This is a genomic window from Pseudomonas sp. P5_B3, assembly GCF_056400405.1.
On record NZ_JBFULI010000002.1, the window covers coordinates 184,684 to 200,767 of the forward strand.

Sequence of the window (16,084 nt, forward strand, 5' to 3'; positions counted from 1 at the left end):
GCTCCCACACTGGATTTGTGAACGACACAGCCCCCTTGTGGGAGCGAGCTTGCTCGCGATGCAGACACCTCGGTCTTTCAGGTGCACACCAACATGCATAGCCCCTGCGCCATCGTCCCGGTGTACAACCACGAAGACGCGATCACCACAGTGGTCGACGCCCTGATCGCCAGCCATCTGCCGTGCATTCTGGTGGACGATGCCAGCAGCCCGCGCTGCGCCCGGGTGCTGGATCGCCTGGCCCAGCGTGAAATGGTTTACCTGATTCGCCTCGCCGAAAACCAGGGAAAGGGTGGTGCGGTCATGACCGGCTTGCGCGAAGCTTCGCGTCTGGGTTTCAGCCATGCCTTGCAGGTGGATGCCGATGGCCAGCACGATTTGCAGGACATCAAACGCTTCATCGAACAATCACGCCGTCACCCACAAGCGGTGATTTGCGGTTATCCGCTATATGACGCCAGCGTGCCGAAAGGCCGTTTGTATGCACGCTACCTGACCCACGTCATGGTCTGGATCAACACCTTGTCGTTGCAGATTCGCGACTCCATGTGCGGATTCCGGGTTTACCCGTTACCGCCAGTCCTGGCGTTGATCGAGTCAGCGAAAATCGGCAAGCGCATGGACTTCGACTCGGACATCCTGGTGCGCCTGGCCTGGCGCAATCAGCCGATGCAATGGCTGCAAACCAAAGTCCACTACCCGCTGGACGGCGTTTCGCATTTTCGGATGTTCCACGACAACGTGCTGATTTCCAGCATGCACACGCGGCTGTTCTTCGGCATGTTGCTGCGGGCGCCAGTGATCCTCTGGCGACGGTGGCGGGCATGAGCGCAGACAAGCAACACTGGGCCGACCGCGAAGAACGGGGCAGTTTCTGGCTGATGAAACTCACCGCGTTCGGCGCCAAAGTGCTGGGCCGTCGAGTACTGAGCCCAGTGTTGTACGGCATCGTCCTGTACTTTTTCCTGTTCGGTCGCAGCGCCCGACACAGTGCCTGGCAATACCAGCAACGCCTGACTGACTGGAGCGGTCGCAGCGAATTGCGTCCGAGCCATTGGCGCGTATTCGGCCAGTTCATGGCCTTCGCTGATTCCATGCTCGACAAACTCGACGTATGGAACGGCAAGTTGAGCATCGAACAAATCGAAATCATCGACCCGGCGCTGCTGCGTGACCAGTTGCGTGGTGCCCGCGGGCAGATGCTGGTGGGCGCGCACCTGGGCAATCTGGAAGTCTGCCGCGCACTGGCGGAAATCGGCGAGAAGGTCACGATGAACGTGCTGGTCCACACCAAGCACGCTGAACAGTTCAACCGTTTGCTGGGTGAGGCCGGGGCGACCAATTTGCGCCTGATTCAGGTCAGCGAACTGGACCCCGGGATCATGCTGCAACTGAGCGAGCGCCTGGAACGCGGCGAGTGGCTGGCAATTGCTGGCGACCGCGTGCCGCTGCATGGCGGACGCTGCGCGACCGTGGACTTCCTCGGTCATCCGGCCAGGTTCCCCCAGGGCCCGTGGCTGCTGGCCGGCCTGTTGAAATGCCCGGTCAACCTGCTGCTGTGCCTGAAAAAGCCCGACGGCGATTATCGACTGACCATTGAGCCGTTCGCTGAGGCAATCACCTGGAAGCGCAGCGACCGCGAGCAGGTCATTCATCAGTGGGCCTCCCGCTACGCCGAACGCTTGGGTCACTATTGCCTCGAAGCGCCCCAACAATGGTTCAACTTTTACCCTTTCTGGAAGACCGATGACGACGCCAACGCTTGAGCCGGTAACCTTCGGCGAACGCCCTTTGCGCATTGAAGACGTGCTGGCCCTGGCCAACCGCAAGGTGCCGACGCAGTTGCAAAGCGATCCCGCCTACCGCGAGCGCATCGCCAAGGGCGCGCGTTTTCTGGACTCGCTGCTGGACAAGGAAGGCGTGATCTACGGCGTGACCACCGGTTATGGCGACTCTTGCGTGGTCGCGGTGCCACTGCATCACGTCGAGGCGCTGCCCCGTCATCTGTACACCTTCCACGGCTGTGGCCTGGGCAAACTGCTCGACGCCCAGGCCACCCGCGCGGTACTGGCGGCGCGCTTACAGTCGTTGTGCCACGGTGTGTCCGGGGTGCGCGTGGAGCTGCTGGAGCGCCTGCAGGCGTTCCTTGAACACGACATCCTGCCGCTGATTCCGGAAGAAGGCTCGGTGGGCGCCAGCGGTGACCTGACGCCGCTGTCGTACGTTGCCGCCACGCTGTCCGGCGAACGCAAGGTGATGTTCCGAGGCGAGCGCCGGCAGGCCGCCGATGTGCACCGCGAACTCGGCTGGCAGCCTCTGGTGTTGCGTCCAAAAGAAGCCCTGGCGCTGATGAACGGCACCGCTGTGATGACCGGTCTGGCCTGCCTGGCCTACGCCCGCGCCGATTACCTGCTGCAACTGGCCACGCGCATCACCGCGCTGAACGTGGTCGCCCTGCAAGGCAACCCGGAGCACTTCGACGAGCGCCTGTTCGCCGCCAAGCCGCATCCGGGGCAGATGCAGGTCGCTGCGTGGTTGCGCCAGGATCTGGCCATCGACGCGCCGACCGCGCCACTGCATCGCCTGCAAGACCGCTATTCCCTGCGCTGCGCGCCCCATGTGCTGGGCGTGCTGGCCGACAGCCTGAACTGGCTGCGCTCGTTCATCGAGATCGAGCTCAATAGCGCCAACGACAACCCGATCATCGACGCCGAGGCCGAGCGCGTGCTACACGGCGGGCACTTCTACGGCGGGCACATCGCGTTCGCCATGGACAGCCTGAAGAACCTCGTGGCCAACGTCGCCGACCTGCTGGACCGGCAACTCGCGCTGCTGGTGGATGAGCGCTACAACCATGGCTTGCCGAGCAACCTGTCCGGAGCCACGGCCGACCGCGCCATGCTCAACCACGGCTTCAAGGCGGTGCAGATCGGCACCAGTGCCTGGACCGCCGAAGCGCTGAAGAACACCATGCCGGCCAGCGTCTTCTCGCGCTCCACCGAATGCCACAACCAGGACAAGGTCAGCATGGGCACCATCGCCGCCCGCGATGCCATCCGCGTTCTGGAGCTCACCGAACAGGTGGCCGCCGCCACGCTGCTGGCGGCCAATCAGGGTGTCTGGCTGCGTGGCCAGGCCAAAGATGCACGACCCCTGCCACCCGCTTTGGCCGTCATGCATGAAGCCTTGGCCAAGGACTTCCCGCCGGTCATCGAAGACCGCGCGCTGGAAGGCGAATTACGCCTGTGCCTGCAACGCATCGCCGAACAACACTGGAGGCTGCATGCGTAGCAAGGGATTCCTGCACACCGACACGGAAATCGTCGTACCGTTCTTTGACGTCGACAGCATGCACGTGGTCTGGCACGGCCATTACGTCAAATACCTGGAAGTCGCCCGCTGTGCGCTGCTGGACAGGATCGGCCACAACTACACGGCGATGAACGAATCCGGCTACGCGTGGCCGGTGATCGACCTGCAATTGCGCTACGTGCGCGGCGCGGTGTTCGGCCAGAAACTCAACGTGCGCGCCAACCTGGTGGAGTGGGAGAACCGCTTGAAGATCAATTACCTGATCAGCGATCTGCAAACCGGTGAACGTTTGACCCGGGCCATGTCGGTACAGGTCGCCGTCGACCTCGTCAGCCGCGAGATGCAGTTGGCCTCGCCGAAAGTGCTCACCGACGCCGTAGAGAGAGCTCTGCGATGATTTTCTGCCCCTCCCGCTCCCCTGTAGGAGCGAGCCTGCTCGCGATGGTCGTTAACGATGACACTGGGCACCTGACAGTCCGCGGCGCCCTCAGGTTTTTCGCGAGCAGGCTCGCTCCTACAGTGTTCTGCGTGTTACTAGGCATTCCAGGGCTGGCCAACGCCTTCGACCTGCAACAACTCAGCGATCAACTGGCCAAACCTGATGTCATCCACGGCAGTTTCACCCAGGAAAAACACCTGCGCGCCCTGCCCCAGCCGCTGACCAGCAAGGGCACGTTCGTGCTGGCAAAAAACCACGGCTTGTTGTGGCTGCTCAAAACACCACTGCAACAGGACTATCGCATCACCGCCAAAGGCATTGCCCGGCGTGACGGCATTGTCTGGCAAATGCTGCCGGGCAAAAGCGCCGGTGCCGAGCAGAACCGTTTGTTCCTGGCCGTGCTGCAAGGTGACAGCAGTGGCCTGCAACGGGATTTCGAGTTGTCCCTGAGCGGCGACGCGCAGAACTGGAAGCTCACGCTGCTGCCGCGCTCGATGCTGCTCAAGCAGGTGTTCAACCAGATCAACATTGCCGGCGCAGAGCTGGTGCACAGCATCGAACTGCTCGAAACCCAGGGCGACAGTACATTATTGCGCATGCAGGACAGCACCAGCACCCAACCATTGAGCGACGCGGAGCAGCATGACTTTGCCGAGTGAACGCTGGTTGCCACGGCTGTTTCTGATCCTGCTGCTGGCAGTACTTGCGCTCGCCGGTTGGCAATGGCGTGACGCCGCGCCACTGTCAGCCAACCTGATGGAACTGGTGCCCGGCACGGCGCCCGATGCCCTGGAACTGCGCGCCGAACAACGCATGCAGGAACCGCTGAACCGCGAAATGCTGGTGCTGGTCGGCCACACCGATCGCCAGCAGGCCGTCGCCATGGCGCAGACCCTCGGCGAGCAATGGCAGGCCAGCGGACTGTTCGAAAAGGTCCAGTGGACCCTGCAAGCCGACTTGCCAGCGCTGCGCACGCAGTTGCTGCAAGGTCGCCTGGCGATGCTCCAGGCGGCAGACCGACAACTGCTTATCGAGCACCCCGACACCTTTATCCAGCAACGGGTGCAGGCGTTGTTCGACCCGTTCAACGGTTACAGCCTGGTGCCGAGCCAGGATGACTGGCTGGGCCTGACCGGGCGCATCCAGAACAGCCAACCGCAACGYGGTTCGGTGCAACTGGACATCGGCAGCGGCGCCCTGGTCGCCGATGCCGACGGCAAGAGCTGGGTCCTGCTGCGCGCACGCACCACCGGCAACGCCTTCGACATGAACCTGCCGCTGCAAGTGGCCGACCTGCTCAAGCACAGCCGCGAAGAAGCCGCCCGGCACGACGTGCAACTGCTCGCCGCCAGCGGCCTGTTGTACGCAGCCAGCGGGCAACAGCAGGCTGCCCGGGAGATGACCTGGGTCGGCGGCGGTGCCACCGTGGGGATTTTGTTGCTGCTGCTGTTGGCTTTCCGGCGCTGGCGCGTCTTGCTGGCGTTCGTGCCGGTGTTGGTCGGGATGCTCTTCGGTGCGGTGGCCTGTGTGGCGTTGTTCGGCCATATGCACGTGATGACGCTGGTGCTGGGCTCGAGCCTGATCGGTGTCGCGGTCGATTACCCGTTGCACTACCTGTCCAAGAGCTGGAGCCTGAAACCCTGGCACAGCTGGCCTGCCCTGCGCATGACCTTGCCCGGATTGACCCTGAGCCTGATCACCAGCGGCATCGGTTATCTGGCCCTGGCCTGGACCCCCTTCCCGGCGCTGACCCAGATTGCCGCATTCTCTGCCGCCGGTTTGCTCGGCGCTTACTTGTCCGCCGTGTGCCTGCTGCCGGCATTGCTCAAGGGCGTAGACCTGCGCCCGGCGCAATGGCCATTGCGCGTTTGCGAGATTTTGCTGGGCTGTCGTGAAGCCCTGCTCAAACAGCTGAAAACACCTGTCTTGCTGGCGTTGCTGATCGCCTTTTGCGTGGCCGGCCTGTTGCAACTGGGCAGCAAAAACGACATCCGCCAGTGGATCAGCGCGCCGCAACAATTGACCGACGAAGCCCGGACCATTGCCCGGATTACCGGCTATCAACCCACCAGCCAGTTCTTCCTGATACGTGCCGCCAATCAGCAGCAGTTGCTCGAACGCCAGACAGCCCTGAGAGAGCGACTGGATCAATTGATTGGCCTGGAAAAGCTCCAGGGTTATCTGTCGCTCAATCAACTGGTCAGCCCGCCGAACGAACAGCAACAGGTGCGCGCAGCATTGAGCAAACTGCCGTCGTTCTGGCAACCGTTGCTCGACATCGGCATACCGGCCGAAGCGCTGCAAGCCGAGCTGACGAAGCTACAGGCACTGCCGACCGTGGACATCGACGCAGCGCTCAGCGGCCCGTTGGCAGAACCCTACCGGCCCCTGTGGCTGGGGCCGACCGATGACGGCGTGGCAGCGATGGTCAGCCTGCAAGGCATCAACAACCCGGCCCTGCTGCGGCTCCAGGGTGAGGATTTACCCGGCGTGACACTGGTAGATCGACTGGATGAATTGAACCACGTCTTCGCGGCCACCCAAATCAGTGCCGCAGAACTGAAACTCGCCTCCTGCGTGCTGATCGTGCTGGTGCTGATCCTGCCATTCGGCCTCGGCGGTGCGTTGCGTATCGTGTCCCTACCCCTGCTGGCGGCGTTGTGCAGCCTGGCCAGCCTCGGCTGGCTGGGGCAGCCGTTGACCCTGTTCAGTCTGTTCGGCCTGCTGCTGGTGACGGCGATCAGCGTCGATTACGCAATCCTGATGCGCGAACAGGTCGGCGGTGCGGCCGTGAGCTTGCTGGGCACCCTGCTGGCGGCATTGACCACATGGTTGTCATTCGGCCTGCTGGCGGTGTCGAGCACTCCGGCGGTGAGCAATTTCGGATTGTCGGTAAGCCTGGGCCTGATCTTCAGCTTCCTGCTCGCGCCTTGGGCCGGTCGACAGGTACATGGGGCTGCGGCCGTGGAACGGGCAGCGTGATGGTCGTGCTGTTCTGGGCAATGGCGCTGGCATTATTCGCGGTGGCGACCCGTGTCGGCCGGCATTTCGGCCTGATTCCCATCGTCAGCCAGTTGTTGCTGGCGACCCTCGGCCTGCCGCTGTTGATGTATTTCTGGATCGAGCCCCAATGGCAATTGAGCGGTGCGCTGCTGGTGTCGCCGGGCTGGCTGAAGAGCCTCTACAGCCTGAGCTTTGCCCTGTTGCTGGGCTACATCCTCAGCGATGTGATCGACCTGCAACTGGATCGCCAAAGCCTGAAAATCGCCCTGCCCAGCTTTTGCCTTCCGTTTGCCTGCGGCCTGGCCACGGCGGTCTGGTTGTTGCCGGCGCAACCGTGGATCAGCTCGCTGGCCGTCGGCCTGTTGTTCGCCATCACCGCGATTCCGGTGTTGTACCTGTACCTGCGGCACATCGATTACCCGCCCGCCGCCACCCGGCGACTGGTGCAAACCGCGATCCTCATCGATCTCGCCTGCTGGACGCTGTTCGGCATCGCCCAAGGCAGCCTGCACCTGAGCAGCCTGTTGCTGCCCCTGGCCGGCGCCTGCCTGCCGGTGCTACTGCGGCTGCTCGGTTTGCGCCAGACATGGCTTTACAGCCTGTGCTTTTTCGCCCTGCTGGTCGTCGCCGAGCACTACAAGCTCAATGCGCTGATTTTCGGCATCGGCTATGTGTTGATCATGGCCGCGTTGAAAGCACCGCTGGTGCTGCCGTTGCCGGCCTTGTGGATGAGCCGCCTGCAGACGTACATCGCCATCCCGCTGATCCTCACGTTCGGCATTGTGCAGATCAACGTGCACAACGCGATCGACAGCCTCGGCTGGATGCAATTGGCGGCCCTGCTGCTGTTGCCGATGCTAAGCAAACTGCTGGGTAACTGGCTCGGCCTCGGCTGGGCCGGGGCCTCGTTCCAGGGCGCCAGCCGCTGGCGCGAAAGTGTGCTGCTGAACATTCGTGGCTTGAGCGAAATCGTTTTTCTCAACCTGCTGCTGCAACAGCAACTCATCAGCCCACCGCTGTACTTTGCCCTGATGCTGATGGGCCTGATCGCCACACTGCTGCCAGCCTTGGCCGGCATGCACCGAATCCCCCTGAAAACCGCTGTCCCGGCAAGGAGCCCCCATGCCAATCGTTGAAATGGAATGTCGCCAGGTCGTGGTGATCGGCGCCGGCCCTTCCGGTGCCATCGCCGCCGCGTTGCTCAAGCGCAAGGGACACGATGTGCTGATGATCGAGCGTCAGCATTTCCCACGGTTTTCCATCGGTGAAAGCCTGTTGGCCCATTGCCTGGACTTCGTCGAGGAAGCGGGCATGCTCGACGCCGTCAACGCGGCCGGCTTCCAGCTGAAAACCGGTGCCGCCTTTGCCTGGGGCGAGCGTTACAGCGCGTTCGATTTCGGCGATACGTTCAGCCACGGCAAATCGACGACGTTTCAGGTCCAGCGCGCCGATTTCGATAAGCTGCTGGCCGATCAGGCCGCGCTGCAAGGCGTGGAGATCCGCTATGGCGAAACCATCGTCAGCGTCGACATTGCCCCTGGAAAACCGCAGCTCGGCGTGCGCCGCGAAGACGGTAGCGAGTACCGCGTCGAAGCCGATTTCCTGCTCGATGCCAGTGGTTACGGCCGCGTACTGCCGCGCTTGCTCGACCTCGAGGCGCCGTCGAACTTCCCGGTGCGTCAGGCCGTGTTCACGCACGTCGAAGACCGTATCGACCTCCCGGCCTTCGACCGCAGCAAGATCCTGGTCACCACTCATCCGACCCAGCGCGACGTGTGGTTCTGGACCATCCCGTTCAGCAACGGGCGCTGCTCGGTCGGCGTGGTCGCCGCCGAGGAACGTTTCGCCGGCCGCAGCGACAATCTGGACGAGTGCCTGCGCGGCTTTATCGCCGAGACGCCAAGCCTGGCCAGCGTGTTGCAAAATGCGCAGTGGGACACCGAGGCGCGAACCATTGGCGGTTACTCGGCCAATGTCAAAACCTTGCACGGCCCGGGCTTCGCGCTGCTGGGCAATGCCGCGGAATTCCTCGACCCGGTGTTTTCCTCCGGCGTGACCATCGCCATGCGTTCGGCGAGCATGGCCGCCGGGGTCTTGCACCGTCAGCTGCAAGGCGAAGCCGTCGACTGGCAAACCGAGTTCGCCGAGCCGCTCAAGCGCGGCGTCGACACATTCCGTTGCTACGTCGAAGGCTGGTATGCCGGGACCTTCCAGGATGTGATTTTCCATGAGAGTAGTTCGCCGGAAATCCGCGGGATGATCAGCTCCATTCTTGCCGGATACGCCTGGGATCAACGCAATCCGTTCGTCAGCGAAGCCAGGCGCCGTTTGAAGGTGATTTCGGAATTCTGTGCGAAGGCTGCGTCATGAACTACTTGAGCGACAAATACGTCGAAGAAACCCGTTTCGGTTTGTGGTTCCTGCGTAGCCAGATCTGGCAACACTATGTGCTGCGGTTGGCGATCGACGATTTGCGTAACCTGTTCAGCGAAGCGCTGCCTGTCAGCCCGGTGCTGCTGGATGCCGGTTGCGGCCAGGGCAAGTCGTTCCCGCTGCTGCGCCAGGCCTTTGCGCCCGGTCGTCTGATGGGCGTCGATGCTGATCCCCACAGCCTGGAACAGAGCCGCGCAGAAGCGGCCCGCCAGGGCATGGAAGTGGAGTTGATCGGCGGCGACTGCGCCAGCCTGAACCTGCCGGACGCCAGTATCGACCTGCTGTTCTGCCACCAGACCTTCCATCATCTGGTGGAGCAGGAACAGGCACTGGCCGAGTTTTACCGTGTACTCAAACCCGGCGGTTATCTGCTGTTCGCCGAATCCACCGAGGCTTACATTGATACCTGGGTGATCCGCTGGTTGTTCCGCCACCCCATGCACGTGCAGAAAAGCGCCGCGCAGTATCTGCAAATGATTCGCCAGCAGGGTTTCGAATTTACCGAGAAAAACGTGTCTTATCCGTACCTGTGGTGGAGTCGCGCCAAGGATTTCGGCCTGCTCGAACTATTGGGTGTGTGCAAGCCAAAACCCTTTGGCCAACGGGAAGAAACCCTGGTCAATGTGGTGGCGCACAAACCTTTTGAAGGAACTGTGTGATGTTGATTACCAACCGCTTGAAATACCAAACCTGTGGGAGCGACGGTGCGACGATTCGACTTGCTCGCGATAGCGGTGGATCAGTCAACACTTATGCTGAATGTATCGCCGCCATCGCGAGCAGGCTCGCTCCTACAGGGGTTATCGGTGCTATGCGATTTCTGTTAATCGCCGCAACCCTGCTGCTGAGCGCCTGCACCAGCCGGGCGCCATTGCCCGAGCACAATCCGGATCTGCCGTTGCCGCTGCAACTGCACATCCAGCGCTGGCAGGCCGACGAACGCCAGGACTGGATACTGGTGATCCAGCGTGAAGAGCCTGGCATCCGCTGGTCGATGATGGACCTGTTGGGCATTCCCCAGGCCCGCCAGAAATTGATCGACAAAACCTGGGAGTCCGATGGTTTCCTGCCGCCCAATCCGCAAGCCCGGGAGCTCTTCGCAGCGCTGCTGTTTGCACTGACGCCGCAAGATGAACTGGCGGCCAACTATCCCGGTGCCTGGCAGCACGGCAAACAACGGTCCCTGCCCGAGCGCTGGGACATCCGCTACGCACAACCGCAGAACTTTGAATTGCAGCTTGCGAACGGTCCGACCTATCAAGTCACGCCCCTGAGCGGTGAAACGCCATGACGGCATACCTCAATGCCCTCGGATTGGTCTGCGCGTTGGGCCGCGAGAAGCAGGAAGTTGCCCGCAACCTGTTTGCCGGCGACTGCGGCGGCATGCGCGAACAAGCCGGGTGGGTGCCGCAACGCACGCTGCCGGTCGGTGCGGTCCAAGGCAAACTGGCAACCATTCCAGCCGACATGTCGCACCATCACAGTCGCAACAATCAGTTGTTGCTGGAAGCCACGCTGCAAATCCGTCCGGACATCGACAGCGCGATCCAGACCTACGGCCGCGACCGCATCGGTGTCGTGCTGGGCACCAGCACCTCGGGCATCGACGAAGCCAGCCAGGGCCTGGCGCATTACCTGCGAGAAAAGCAGTTCCCTTCCGACTACGACTATCAGCAACAGGAACTCGGAGCACCGGCGAACTTCCTCGCCGAATGGCTGCAATTGAGCGGGCCGGCCTATGTCATTTCCACAGCCTGCACTTCCAGCGCCCGAGCCTTGATGAGCGCCCAGCGCCTGTTGGATCTGGGCATTTGCGACGCGGTGCTGTGTGGCGGTGTCGATACCTTGTGCAAGCTGACCCTCAACGGTTTCTCGGCGCTGGAAGCGGTCTCGGAACAACGCTGCAATCCGTTTTCGGTGAACCGCAATGGCATCAACATTGGCGAAGCGGCGGTGCTGTTCCTGATGACCAAGCGTGCAGGCGACAGCCAAGCGATTGCCTTGCTCGGCAGCGGCGCCAGTTCCGATGCGCATCACATATCCGCTCCGGAACCGAGCGGGCGTGGCGCCCTGCAAGCCATGCGCAAAGCCTTGGGCCGCGCCAACCTGCAACCGGAGCAGATCGCTTATCTGAACCTGCACGGCACCGCCACCCAGCACAACGACGCCATGGAAAGCCAGGCCGTGGCGACGCTGTTCCCGGCCGGCGTGCCCTGTTCGTCGAGCAAACCCATGACCGGCCACACCCTCGGTGCAGCCGGGGCGCTGGAGGCAGCGTTCTGCTGGTTGAGCCTGAGCCCGGACAATCGCACGCACGCCCTGCCGCCGCACGTCTGGGACGGGCAGCCCGACCCCGAACTGCCACCGCTGCAATGGGTGACCCCGGCCACTCGCCTGACGTCCATTRCACCCCGCTACCTGATGAGCAACTCCTTTGCCTTCGGTGGCAACAACGTCAGCCTGATTATCGGAGACGCCCCATGATTGACTGGCCGCTCGCCGAACTGCTGCCCCACGCTGGCGATATGATCCTTATCGACCGGATCCTGGCGTTCGATGAAGAGCAGATTCACACCCGCCTGACCGTCAAGCCCGATGGCCTGTTCAACCTCCCCGACGGCAGCCTGCCGGCCTGGGTCGGCATCGAACTTATGGCCCAGAGCGTGGCCGCCTTCGCCGGTTGCCATGCGCGTCAGCGTGGTGATGCGGTGGAATTGGGCTTCCTGCTCGGCAGCCGCAAATTCGAATGCAACGTTGAAAGTTTTCCGGCCGGTACCGAGTTGACCATCCACGGGATTCGCTCCCTGGAAGACGATAACGGCATGGGCGTGTTCGAGTGCCACATCAACGCTCCCGGCATTCACGTCACCGCCCGTCTGAACGTGTACCGCCCACCCCAGGCCGCTCAATATCTCCATGAACCCGAAGGAGTCCAGTCATGACTGAATCCGTACTGGTCACCGGTTCCAGCCGTGGCATCGGCCGCGCCATCGCCTTGCGCCTGGCCCAGGCCGGGCGCGACATCGTGTTGCATTGCCGCAGCGGCCTGGCCGACGCCGAAGCCGTCAAGGGTGAAGTCGAGGCCTTGGGACGTCGTGCGCGCATCCTGCAGTTCGACGTGTCCGACCGCGCCCGCTGCAAGGAAATTCTCGAAGCCGACGTGGAAACCCACGGCGCCTATTACGGCGTGGTACTCAATGCCGGCCTGACCCGCGACGGTGCCTTTCCGGCCCTGAGCGAGGAAGACTGGGATGTGGTGATGCGCACCAACCTCGACGGTTTCTACAACGTGCTGCACCCGGTGATGATGCCGATGATTCGGCGTCGCGCCGCCGGACGGATTGTCTGCATCACCTCGGTGTCGGGGCTGATCGGCAACCGTGGCCAGGTCAACTACAGCGCCTCCAAGGCCGGGTTGATCGGCGCGGCCAAGGCATTGGCGATTGAACTGGGCAAGCGCAAAATCACCGTCAACTGTGTCGCACCCGGTCTGATCGACACAGCCATGCTCGACGAAAACGTGCCGGTGGAAGAACTGATGAAAATGATCCCGGCACAACGCATGGGCACTCCTGAAGAGGTGGCCGGCGCGGTGAATTTCCTGATGTCGGCGGAAGCCTCGTACATCACCCGGCAGGTTCTGGCCGTCAATGGAGGCCTGTGCTGATGAAGCGCGTCGTCGTCACCGGCATGGCCGGCATCACCTCACTGGGCAGCGACTGGAAGACCATCGCCGGCAACTTCGCGGCCAACCGCAGCGGCATTCGCCGGATGGACGAGTGGGATCGTTTTACCGAGCTCAACACGCGCCTGGCTGGCCCCATCGATGACTTCAAGGTGCCGAGCCACTGGACCCGCAAGCAACTGCGCAGCATGGGCCGGGTATCACGGCTGGCCGTCGGCGCGTCGGAACTGGCACTGGCCGACGCCGGCCTGTTGGGCGACGAATCGATCAAGGACGGGCGCATGGGCGTTGCCTGCGGTTCCTCCACCGGCAGCACCGACGAGATCAAGGCGTTCGGCAACATGCTGCTCAACTCGGTGGCCGAGGGGCTGAACGCCAACTCCTACGTCCGCATGATGCCGCACACCACGGCAGCCAATATCAGCATCTTCTTCGGCCTCACCGGTCGCCTGATCCCGACGTCCAGCGCCTGCACCAGCGGCAGCCAGGGCATCGGCTATGCCTACGAGGCGATCAAGTTCGGGCGCCTGCCACTGATGCTCGCCGGTGGTGCCGAAGAACTGTGCCCGACCGAAGCCATGGTCTTCGACGCGCTCTACGCCACCAGCCTGAAAAACGACACCCCACAACGCAGCCCGCGCCCTTACGACTCCGCACGCGACGGCCTGGTGATCGGCGAAGGCGGCGGCATGCTGGTGCTTGAGGAACTGGAACACGCCCTGGCCCGCGGCGCCCACATCCATGCCGAGATCGTCGGTTTCGGCAGCAACGCCGACGGCCAGCACACCACCCGTCCCGAGCAAGTCACCATGCGCCGGGCCATGGAACTGGCCCTGGAGGACGCCGGGCTGAAACCCTCGGACATCGGCTACGTCAATGGCCACGGCACCGCCACCGAGCAGGGCGACATCGCCGAAACCCTGGCCACCAGCAGCCTGTTCGGCGAACACATGCCGATCAGCTCGCAGAAAAGCTTCCTCGGCCACACCCTCGGCGCCTGCGGTGCGCTGGAGTCCTGGTTCAGCATCGAAATGATGAACCGTGACCTCTACGTGCACACCTTCAACCTCGACGAAGTCGACCCCCATTGCGGCAAGCTAGACTACCTGCGCGGCGAGTTTCGGCAGATGAGCAACCAGTATGTGATGAACAATAACTTTGCGTTTGGCGGGGTGAATACTTCGCTGATTTTCAAGCGCTGGCCGTAACAAGGCAATTTGAAGAATTACCGGTAAGCAATGAATAACCTGTGGCGAGGGAGCTTGCTCCCGCTGGGTCGCCTAGCGGCCCCAAAAGGCGACAGCTGCGCAGTCCAGCGGGAGCAAGCTCCCTCGCCACAATAGGTTTTTCTCAAACAGGTCGACTCTGCATCGACCTGTCTGGCTCTGCGATGGCTGGTTGCCCAGGATCCTCAAAGTCTCACAAGCCCCTTTCGGGAACGATCAGTTACCAGTGATTTACTAGCGCGACTCCAGGTTATCCAACACCCGGTTCACCGCCATTTCCCCCAGCATGATCGACTGCTGAATGCCCAGCAGGGTGTTGCTTTGCGCTCCGTTCAGACTCCTCGCAAAGTCGCTCGCCATGGCATTCGCAGATGCCAGTGACACACATGCGTACTCCAGCAGAGTGTGGTTGTCGACTTCAGGAGCGACGAGAAAGATTTTGCTGGGTTGGCGTGAGGTATCCGGATCGGTGTCCGACCGGTTTTTTGCTTTATTGGTCATGATTCAGTGCCCAGAAAAGAGGAGCCGACACCGAGTCGCTACGAATCAAAAGGGTGGCAGCTGTACGCAGGTTAGCAGACCGGGTTACATGAACCGGCGCACCCGAAGGCGCCCTGCGCACAGCGGCCGTCAAGAGCAGGTATGGAGATACCTGCCTTTCAGGAGCGCTAATACGCTACATGTAACTACGGGCTGCTAAACCCGATCACTGACCATCAGTGACACGAATCAAGTTAGCGATGGCCCTCACAGCGCACAAGCCGGCGGATTCTGGAGTAGTTGCAGGCAACGTCGCAAGGCGCTGTAGCCTTTGCGAAGGATTTCGGAAATGTCCTACGGCGGGTGGTGAAGCTTCCGGCAGGGTTGGTACATTCTCGCCCCAGACAGCTGGTCTTTTTGGTGTTCTCTCGGACGCCATCGCGAGCAAGCTCGCTCCCACAGGGTCCAGCGCTGTGAACACAATGCTCGCCACACCACCCACCCACTGTGGGAGCGAGCTTGCTCGCGATTGACTGCGCAGCAGTCACGCCTGCAACGGCTCAACCTTCCTCGTCAGCAGTTCGACAAACGCCCTCGCCATCGCCGACTTCTGATCCTTTCGCTGCACCAGCCACACCGCCGACACCGCCGCCGGATCGAGCAGCGAGCGGTAGACCACACCGTCGATGCGCATCCGCTGATAAGACGCCGGCAGCACCGATACACCAAGACCTGCGGCCACAAGCCCGATGATGGTCATCGCCTCTCCGGCCTCCTGGGCAAAGTGCGGGCTGAAGCCGGAGTCCCGGGCCAGGCTGAGCAGCTGCGCATACAGGCCACTACCGTAGCTGCGCGGAAAAAACACAAAGGGCTCAAGCGCCAGGGCTGACAGGAACAAGCCTTCCTCGCTGCCCTCGACCAACGGGTGCTTGGAGCTAAGCACCGCGACCAGCGGCTCGCGCATCAGCTCGACCACGCTGAGGCAGTCCGGCAACCCGAGTGGGCGCATGATGCCGACTTCGATCGACTCGTCCACCAGCGCATCGGCCACCTGGGTGCTGCTCATTTCCCGCAGGTTCAGGTGCACCGCCGGGAAGCGCTGGCGGAAAGAGAAAATCGCCTGGGGAATGGTCGAGTTGAACGGGGCCGACGAGGTGAAGCCGATTTTCAGCTCACCCAACTCGCCCAGTTGCGCCCGTCGCGCGACATCCGCCGCTTTGTCGACCTGCGCCAGCACCAGCCGTGCCTCTTGCAGAAACAGCCGACCGGCCTCGCTCAGCTCGACCCGACGATTGGTACGTTCGAACAGCCGTGCGCCGACTTCCTGTTCCAGCGCCTGAATTTGCTGGCTCAGCGGTGGCTGGGAGATGCCCAGTACCTGTGCGGCGCGGCCGAAGTGCAGTTCTTCGGCGACGGCGATGAAGTAGCGCAGGTGACGCAATTCCATGAAAACCCCATTAGGTCGTAAAAGCTATCAAACAGGTCGAACAATATATTGGATTGAAT

At 62.3% G+C, this 16,084-nt stretch carries 16 protein-coding genes; 14 read left to right on the forward strand and 2 right to left on the reverse strand.

Annotated elements, in window-relative coordinates; translation table 11 throughout:
• Positions 1 to 93: 93 nt before the first annotated feature.
• The 14 genes from AC1DRN_RS02065 to AC1DRN_RS02130 are packed head-to-tail and all read left to right on the forward strand — an operon-like array spanning position 94 to position 14,080.
• The gene (locus tag AC1DRN_RS02065) at positions 94 to 828 is read left to right on the forward strand and encodes a glycosyltransferase family 2 protein (protein ID WP_223457721.1); all 735 of its coding nucleotides are present in this window, start codon (positions 94 to 96) and stop codon (positions 826 to 828) included.
• Positions 825 to 1,766 carry an LpxL/LpxP family acyltransferase gene (locus AC1DRN_RS02070; protein ID WP_223457723.1) on the forward strand — a complete coding sequence of 314 codons (942 nt, stop codon included), beginning with the start codon at positions 825 to 827 and terminating at the stop codon, positions 1,764 to 1,766. Before AC1DRN_RS02065 ends, AC1DRN_RS02070 begins: the two co-directional genes overlap by 4 nt.
• The gene (locus AC1DRN_RS02075) at positions 1,747 to 3,291 is read left to right on the forward strand and encodes an HAL/PAL/TAL family ammonia-lyase (RefSeq protein ID WP_457265685.1); all 1,545 of its coding nucleotides are present in this window, start codon (positions 1,747 to 1,749) and stop codon (positions 3,289 to 3,291) included. Before AC1DRN_RS02070 ends, AC1DRN_RS02075 begins: the two co-directional genes overlap by 20 nt.
• Positions 3,284 to 3,709: an acyl-CoA thioesterase gene (locus tag AC1DRN_RS02080; RefSeq protein ID WP_223457727.1), complete on the forward strand. Its 426-nt coding sequence runs from the start codon at positions 3,284 to 3,286 to the stop codon at positions 3,707 to 3,709. The genes AC1DRN_RS02075 and AC1DRN_RS02080 overlap by 8 nt, the downstream gene beginning before the upstream one ends.
• Positions 3,706 to 4,410, forward strand: a complete 705-nt coding sequence (locus AC1DRN_RS02085; RefSeq protein ID WP_223457729.1) for an outer membrane lipoprotein carrier protein LolA — start codon at positions 3,706 to 3,708, stop codon at positions 4,408 to 4,410. Before AC1DRN_RS02080 ends, AC1DRN_RS02085 begins: the two co-directional genes overlap by 4 nt.
• Positions 4,394 to 6,733, forward strand: coding sequence for an MMPL family transporter (locus AC1DRN_RS02090; protein WP_223457732.1), 2,340 nt, complete (start codon positions 4,394 to 4,396; stop codon positions 6,731 to 6,733). Before AC1DRN_RS02085 ends, AC1DRN_RS02090 begins: the two co-directional genes overlap by 17 nt.
• A complete protein-coding gene (locus tag AC1DRN_RS02095; protein ID WP_223457905.1) occupies positions 6,733 to 7,890 on the forward strand; it encodes a sodium:proton antiporter in 1,158 nt (385 codons plus the stop codon). Before AC1DRN_RS02090 ends, AC1DRN_RS02095 begins: the two co-directional genes overlap by 1 nt.
• Positions 7,877 to 9,124, forward strand: coding sequence for an NAD(P)/FAD-dependent oxidoreductase (locus AC1DRN_RS02100; RefSeq protein ID WP_457265686.1), 1,248 nt, complete (start codon positions 7,877 to 7,879; stop codon positions 9,122 to 9,124). The genes AC1DRN_RS02095 and AC1DRN_RS02100 overlap by 14 nt, the downstream gene beginning before the upstream one ends.
• Entirely contained in the window at positions 9,121 to 9,846 is a 726-nt protein-coding gene (locus tag AC1DRN_RS02105; protein ID WP_457265687.1) for a class I SAM-dependent methyltransferase, read from the forward strand. Before AC1DRN_RS02100 ends, AC1DRN_RS02105 begins: the two co-directional genes overlap by 4 nt.
• On the forward strand, positions 9,846 to 10,478 hold the full coding sequence (locus AC1DRN_RS02110; protein WP_457265688.1) for a hypothetical protein: 633 nt from the start codon (positions 9,846 to 9,848) through the stop codon (positions 10,476 to 10,478). Before AC1DRN_RS02105 ends, AC1DRN_RS02110 begins: the two co-directional genes overlap by 1 nt.
• Positions 10,475 to 11,671: a beta-ketoacyl-[acyl-carrier-protein] synthase family protein gene (locus AC1DRN_RS02115; RefSeq protein WP_477786614.1), complete on the forward strand. Its 1,197-nt coding sequence runs from the start codon at positions 10,475 to 10,477 to the stop codon at positions 11,669 to 11,671. The genes AC1DRN_RS02110 and AC1DRN_RS02115 overlap by 4 nt, the downstream gene beginning before the upstream one ends.
• Positions 11,668 to 12,129: a hotdog family protein gene (locus AC1DRN_RS02120; protein WP_457265690.1), complete on the forward strand. Its 462-nt coding sequence runs from the start codon at positions 11,668 to 11,670 to the stop codon at positions 12,127 to 12,129. Before AC1DRN_RS02115 ends, AC1DRN_RS02120 begins: the two co-directional genes overlap by 4 nt.
• Entirely contained in the window at positions 12,126 to 12,854 is a 729-nt protein-coding gene (gene fabG / locus AC1DRN_RS02125) for a 3-oxoacyl-ACP reductase FabG (RefSeq protein WP_457265691.1), read from the forward strand. Before AC1DRN_RS02120 ends, fabG begins: the two co-directional genes overlap by 4 nt.
• Positions 12,854 to 14,080: a beta-ketoacyl-ACP synthase gene (locus tag AC1DRN_RS02130; RefSeq protein WP_457265692.1), complete on the forward strand. Its 1,227-nt coding sequence runs from the start codon at positions 12,854 to 12,856 to the stop codon at positions 14,078 to 14,080. The genes fabG and AC1DRN_RS02130 overlap by 1 nt, the downstream gene beginning before the upstream one ends.
• Before the next feature lie 252 nt (positions 14,081 to 14,332).
• On the opposite strand, the gene AC1DRN_RS02135 is transcribed toward AC1DRN_RS02130, so the two are convergent.
• Positions 14,333 to 14,599 carry a DUF6124 family protein gene (locus AC1DRN_RS02135; RefSeq protein ID WP_223457747.1) on the reverse strand — a complete coding sequence of 89 codons (267 nt, stop codon included), beginning with the start codon at positions 14,597 to 14,599 and terminating at the stop codon, positions 14,333 to 14,335.
• A gap of 523 nt (positions 14,600 to 15,122) precedes the next feature.
• Positions 15,123 to 16,025, reverse strand: coding sequence for a LysR family transcriptional regulator (locus AC1DRN_RS02140; RefSeq protein WP_223457749.1), 903 nt, complete (start codon positions 16,023 to 16,025; stop codon positions 15,123 to 15,125).
• Positions 16,026 to 16,084 lie beyond the last annotated feature (59 nt).

Coding starts and splice junctions, on each gene's coding strand:
- AC1DRN_RS02065 (WP_223457721.1), top strand. CDS start 94: ATGCATAGCCCCTGCGCCATCGTCCCGGTGTACAACCACGAAGACGCG.
- AC1DRN_RS02070 (WP_223457723.1), top strand. CDS start 825: ATGAGCGCAGACAAGCAACACTGGGCCGACCGCGAAGAACGGGGCAGT.
- AC1DRN_RS02075 (WP_457265685.1), top strand. CDS start 1,747: ATGACGACGCCAACGCTTGAGCCGGTAACCTTCGGCGAACGCCCTTTG.
- AC1DRN_RS02080 (WP_223457727.1), top strand. CDS start 3,284: ATGCGTAGCAAGGGATTCCTGCACACCGACACGGAAATCGTCGTACCG.
- AC1DRN_RS02085 (WP_223457729.1), top strand. CDS start 3,706: ATGATTTTCTGCCCCTCCCGCTCCCCTGTAGGAGCGAGCCTGCTCGCG.
- AC1DRN_RS02095 (WP_223457905.1), top strand. CDS start 6,733: ATGGTCGTGCTGTTCTGGGCAATGGCGCTGGCATTATTCGCGGTGGCG.
- AC1DRN_RS02100 (WP_457265686.1), top strand. CDS start 7,877: ATGCCAATCGTTGAAATGGAATGTCGCCAGGTCGTGGTGATCGGCGCC.
- AC1DRN_RS02105 (WP_457265687.1), top strand. CDS start 9,121: ATGAACTACTTGAGCGACAAATACGTCGAAGAAACCCGTTTCGGTTTG.
- AC1DRN_RS02110 (WP_457265688.1), top strand. CDS start 9,846: ATGTTGATTACCAACCGCTTGAAATACCAAACCTGTGGGAGCGACGGT.
- AC1DRN_RS02120 (WP_457265690.1), top strand. CDS start 11,668: ATGATTGACTGGCCGCTCGCCGAACTGCTGCCCCACGCTGGCGATATG.
- fabG (WP_457265691.1), top strand. CDS start 12,126: ATGACTGAATCCGTACTGGTCACCGGTTCCAGCCGTGGCATCGGCCGC.
- AC1DRN_RS02130 (WP_457265692.1), top strand. CDS start 12,854: ATGAAGCGCGTCGTCGTCACCGGCATGGCCGGCATCACCTCACTGGGC.
- AC1DRN_RS02135 (WP_223457747.1), bottom strand. CDS start 14,599: ATGACCAATAAAGCAAAAAACCGGTCGGACACCGATCCGGATACCTCA.
- AC1DRN_RS02140 (WP_223457749.1), bottom strand. CDS start 16,025: ATGGAATTGCGTCACCTGCGCTACTTCATCGCCGTCGCCGAAGAACTG.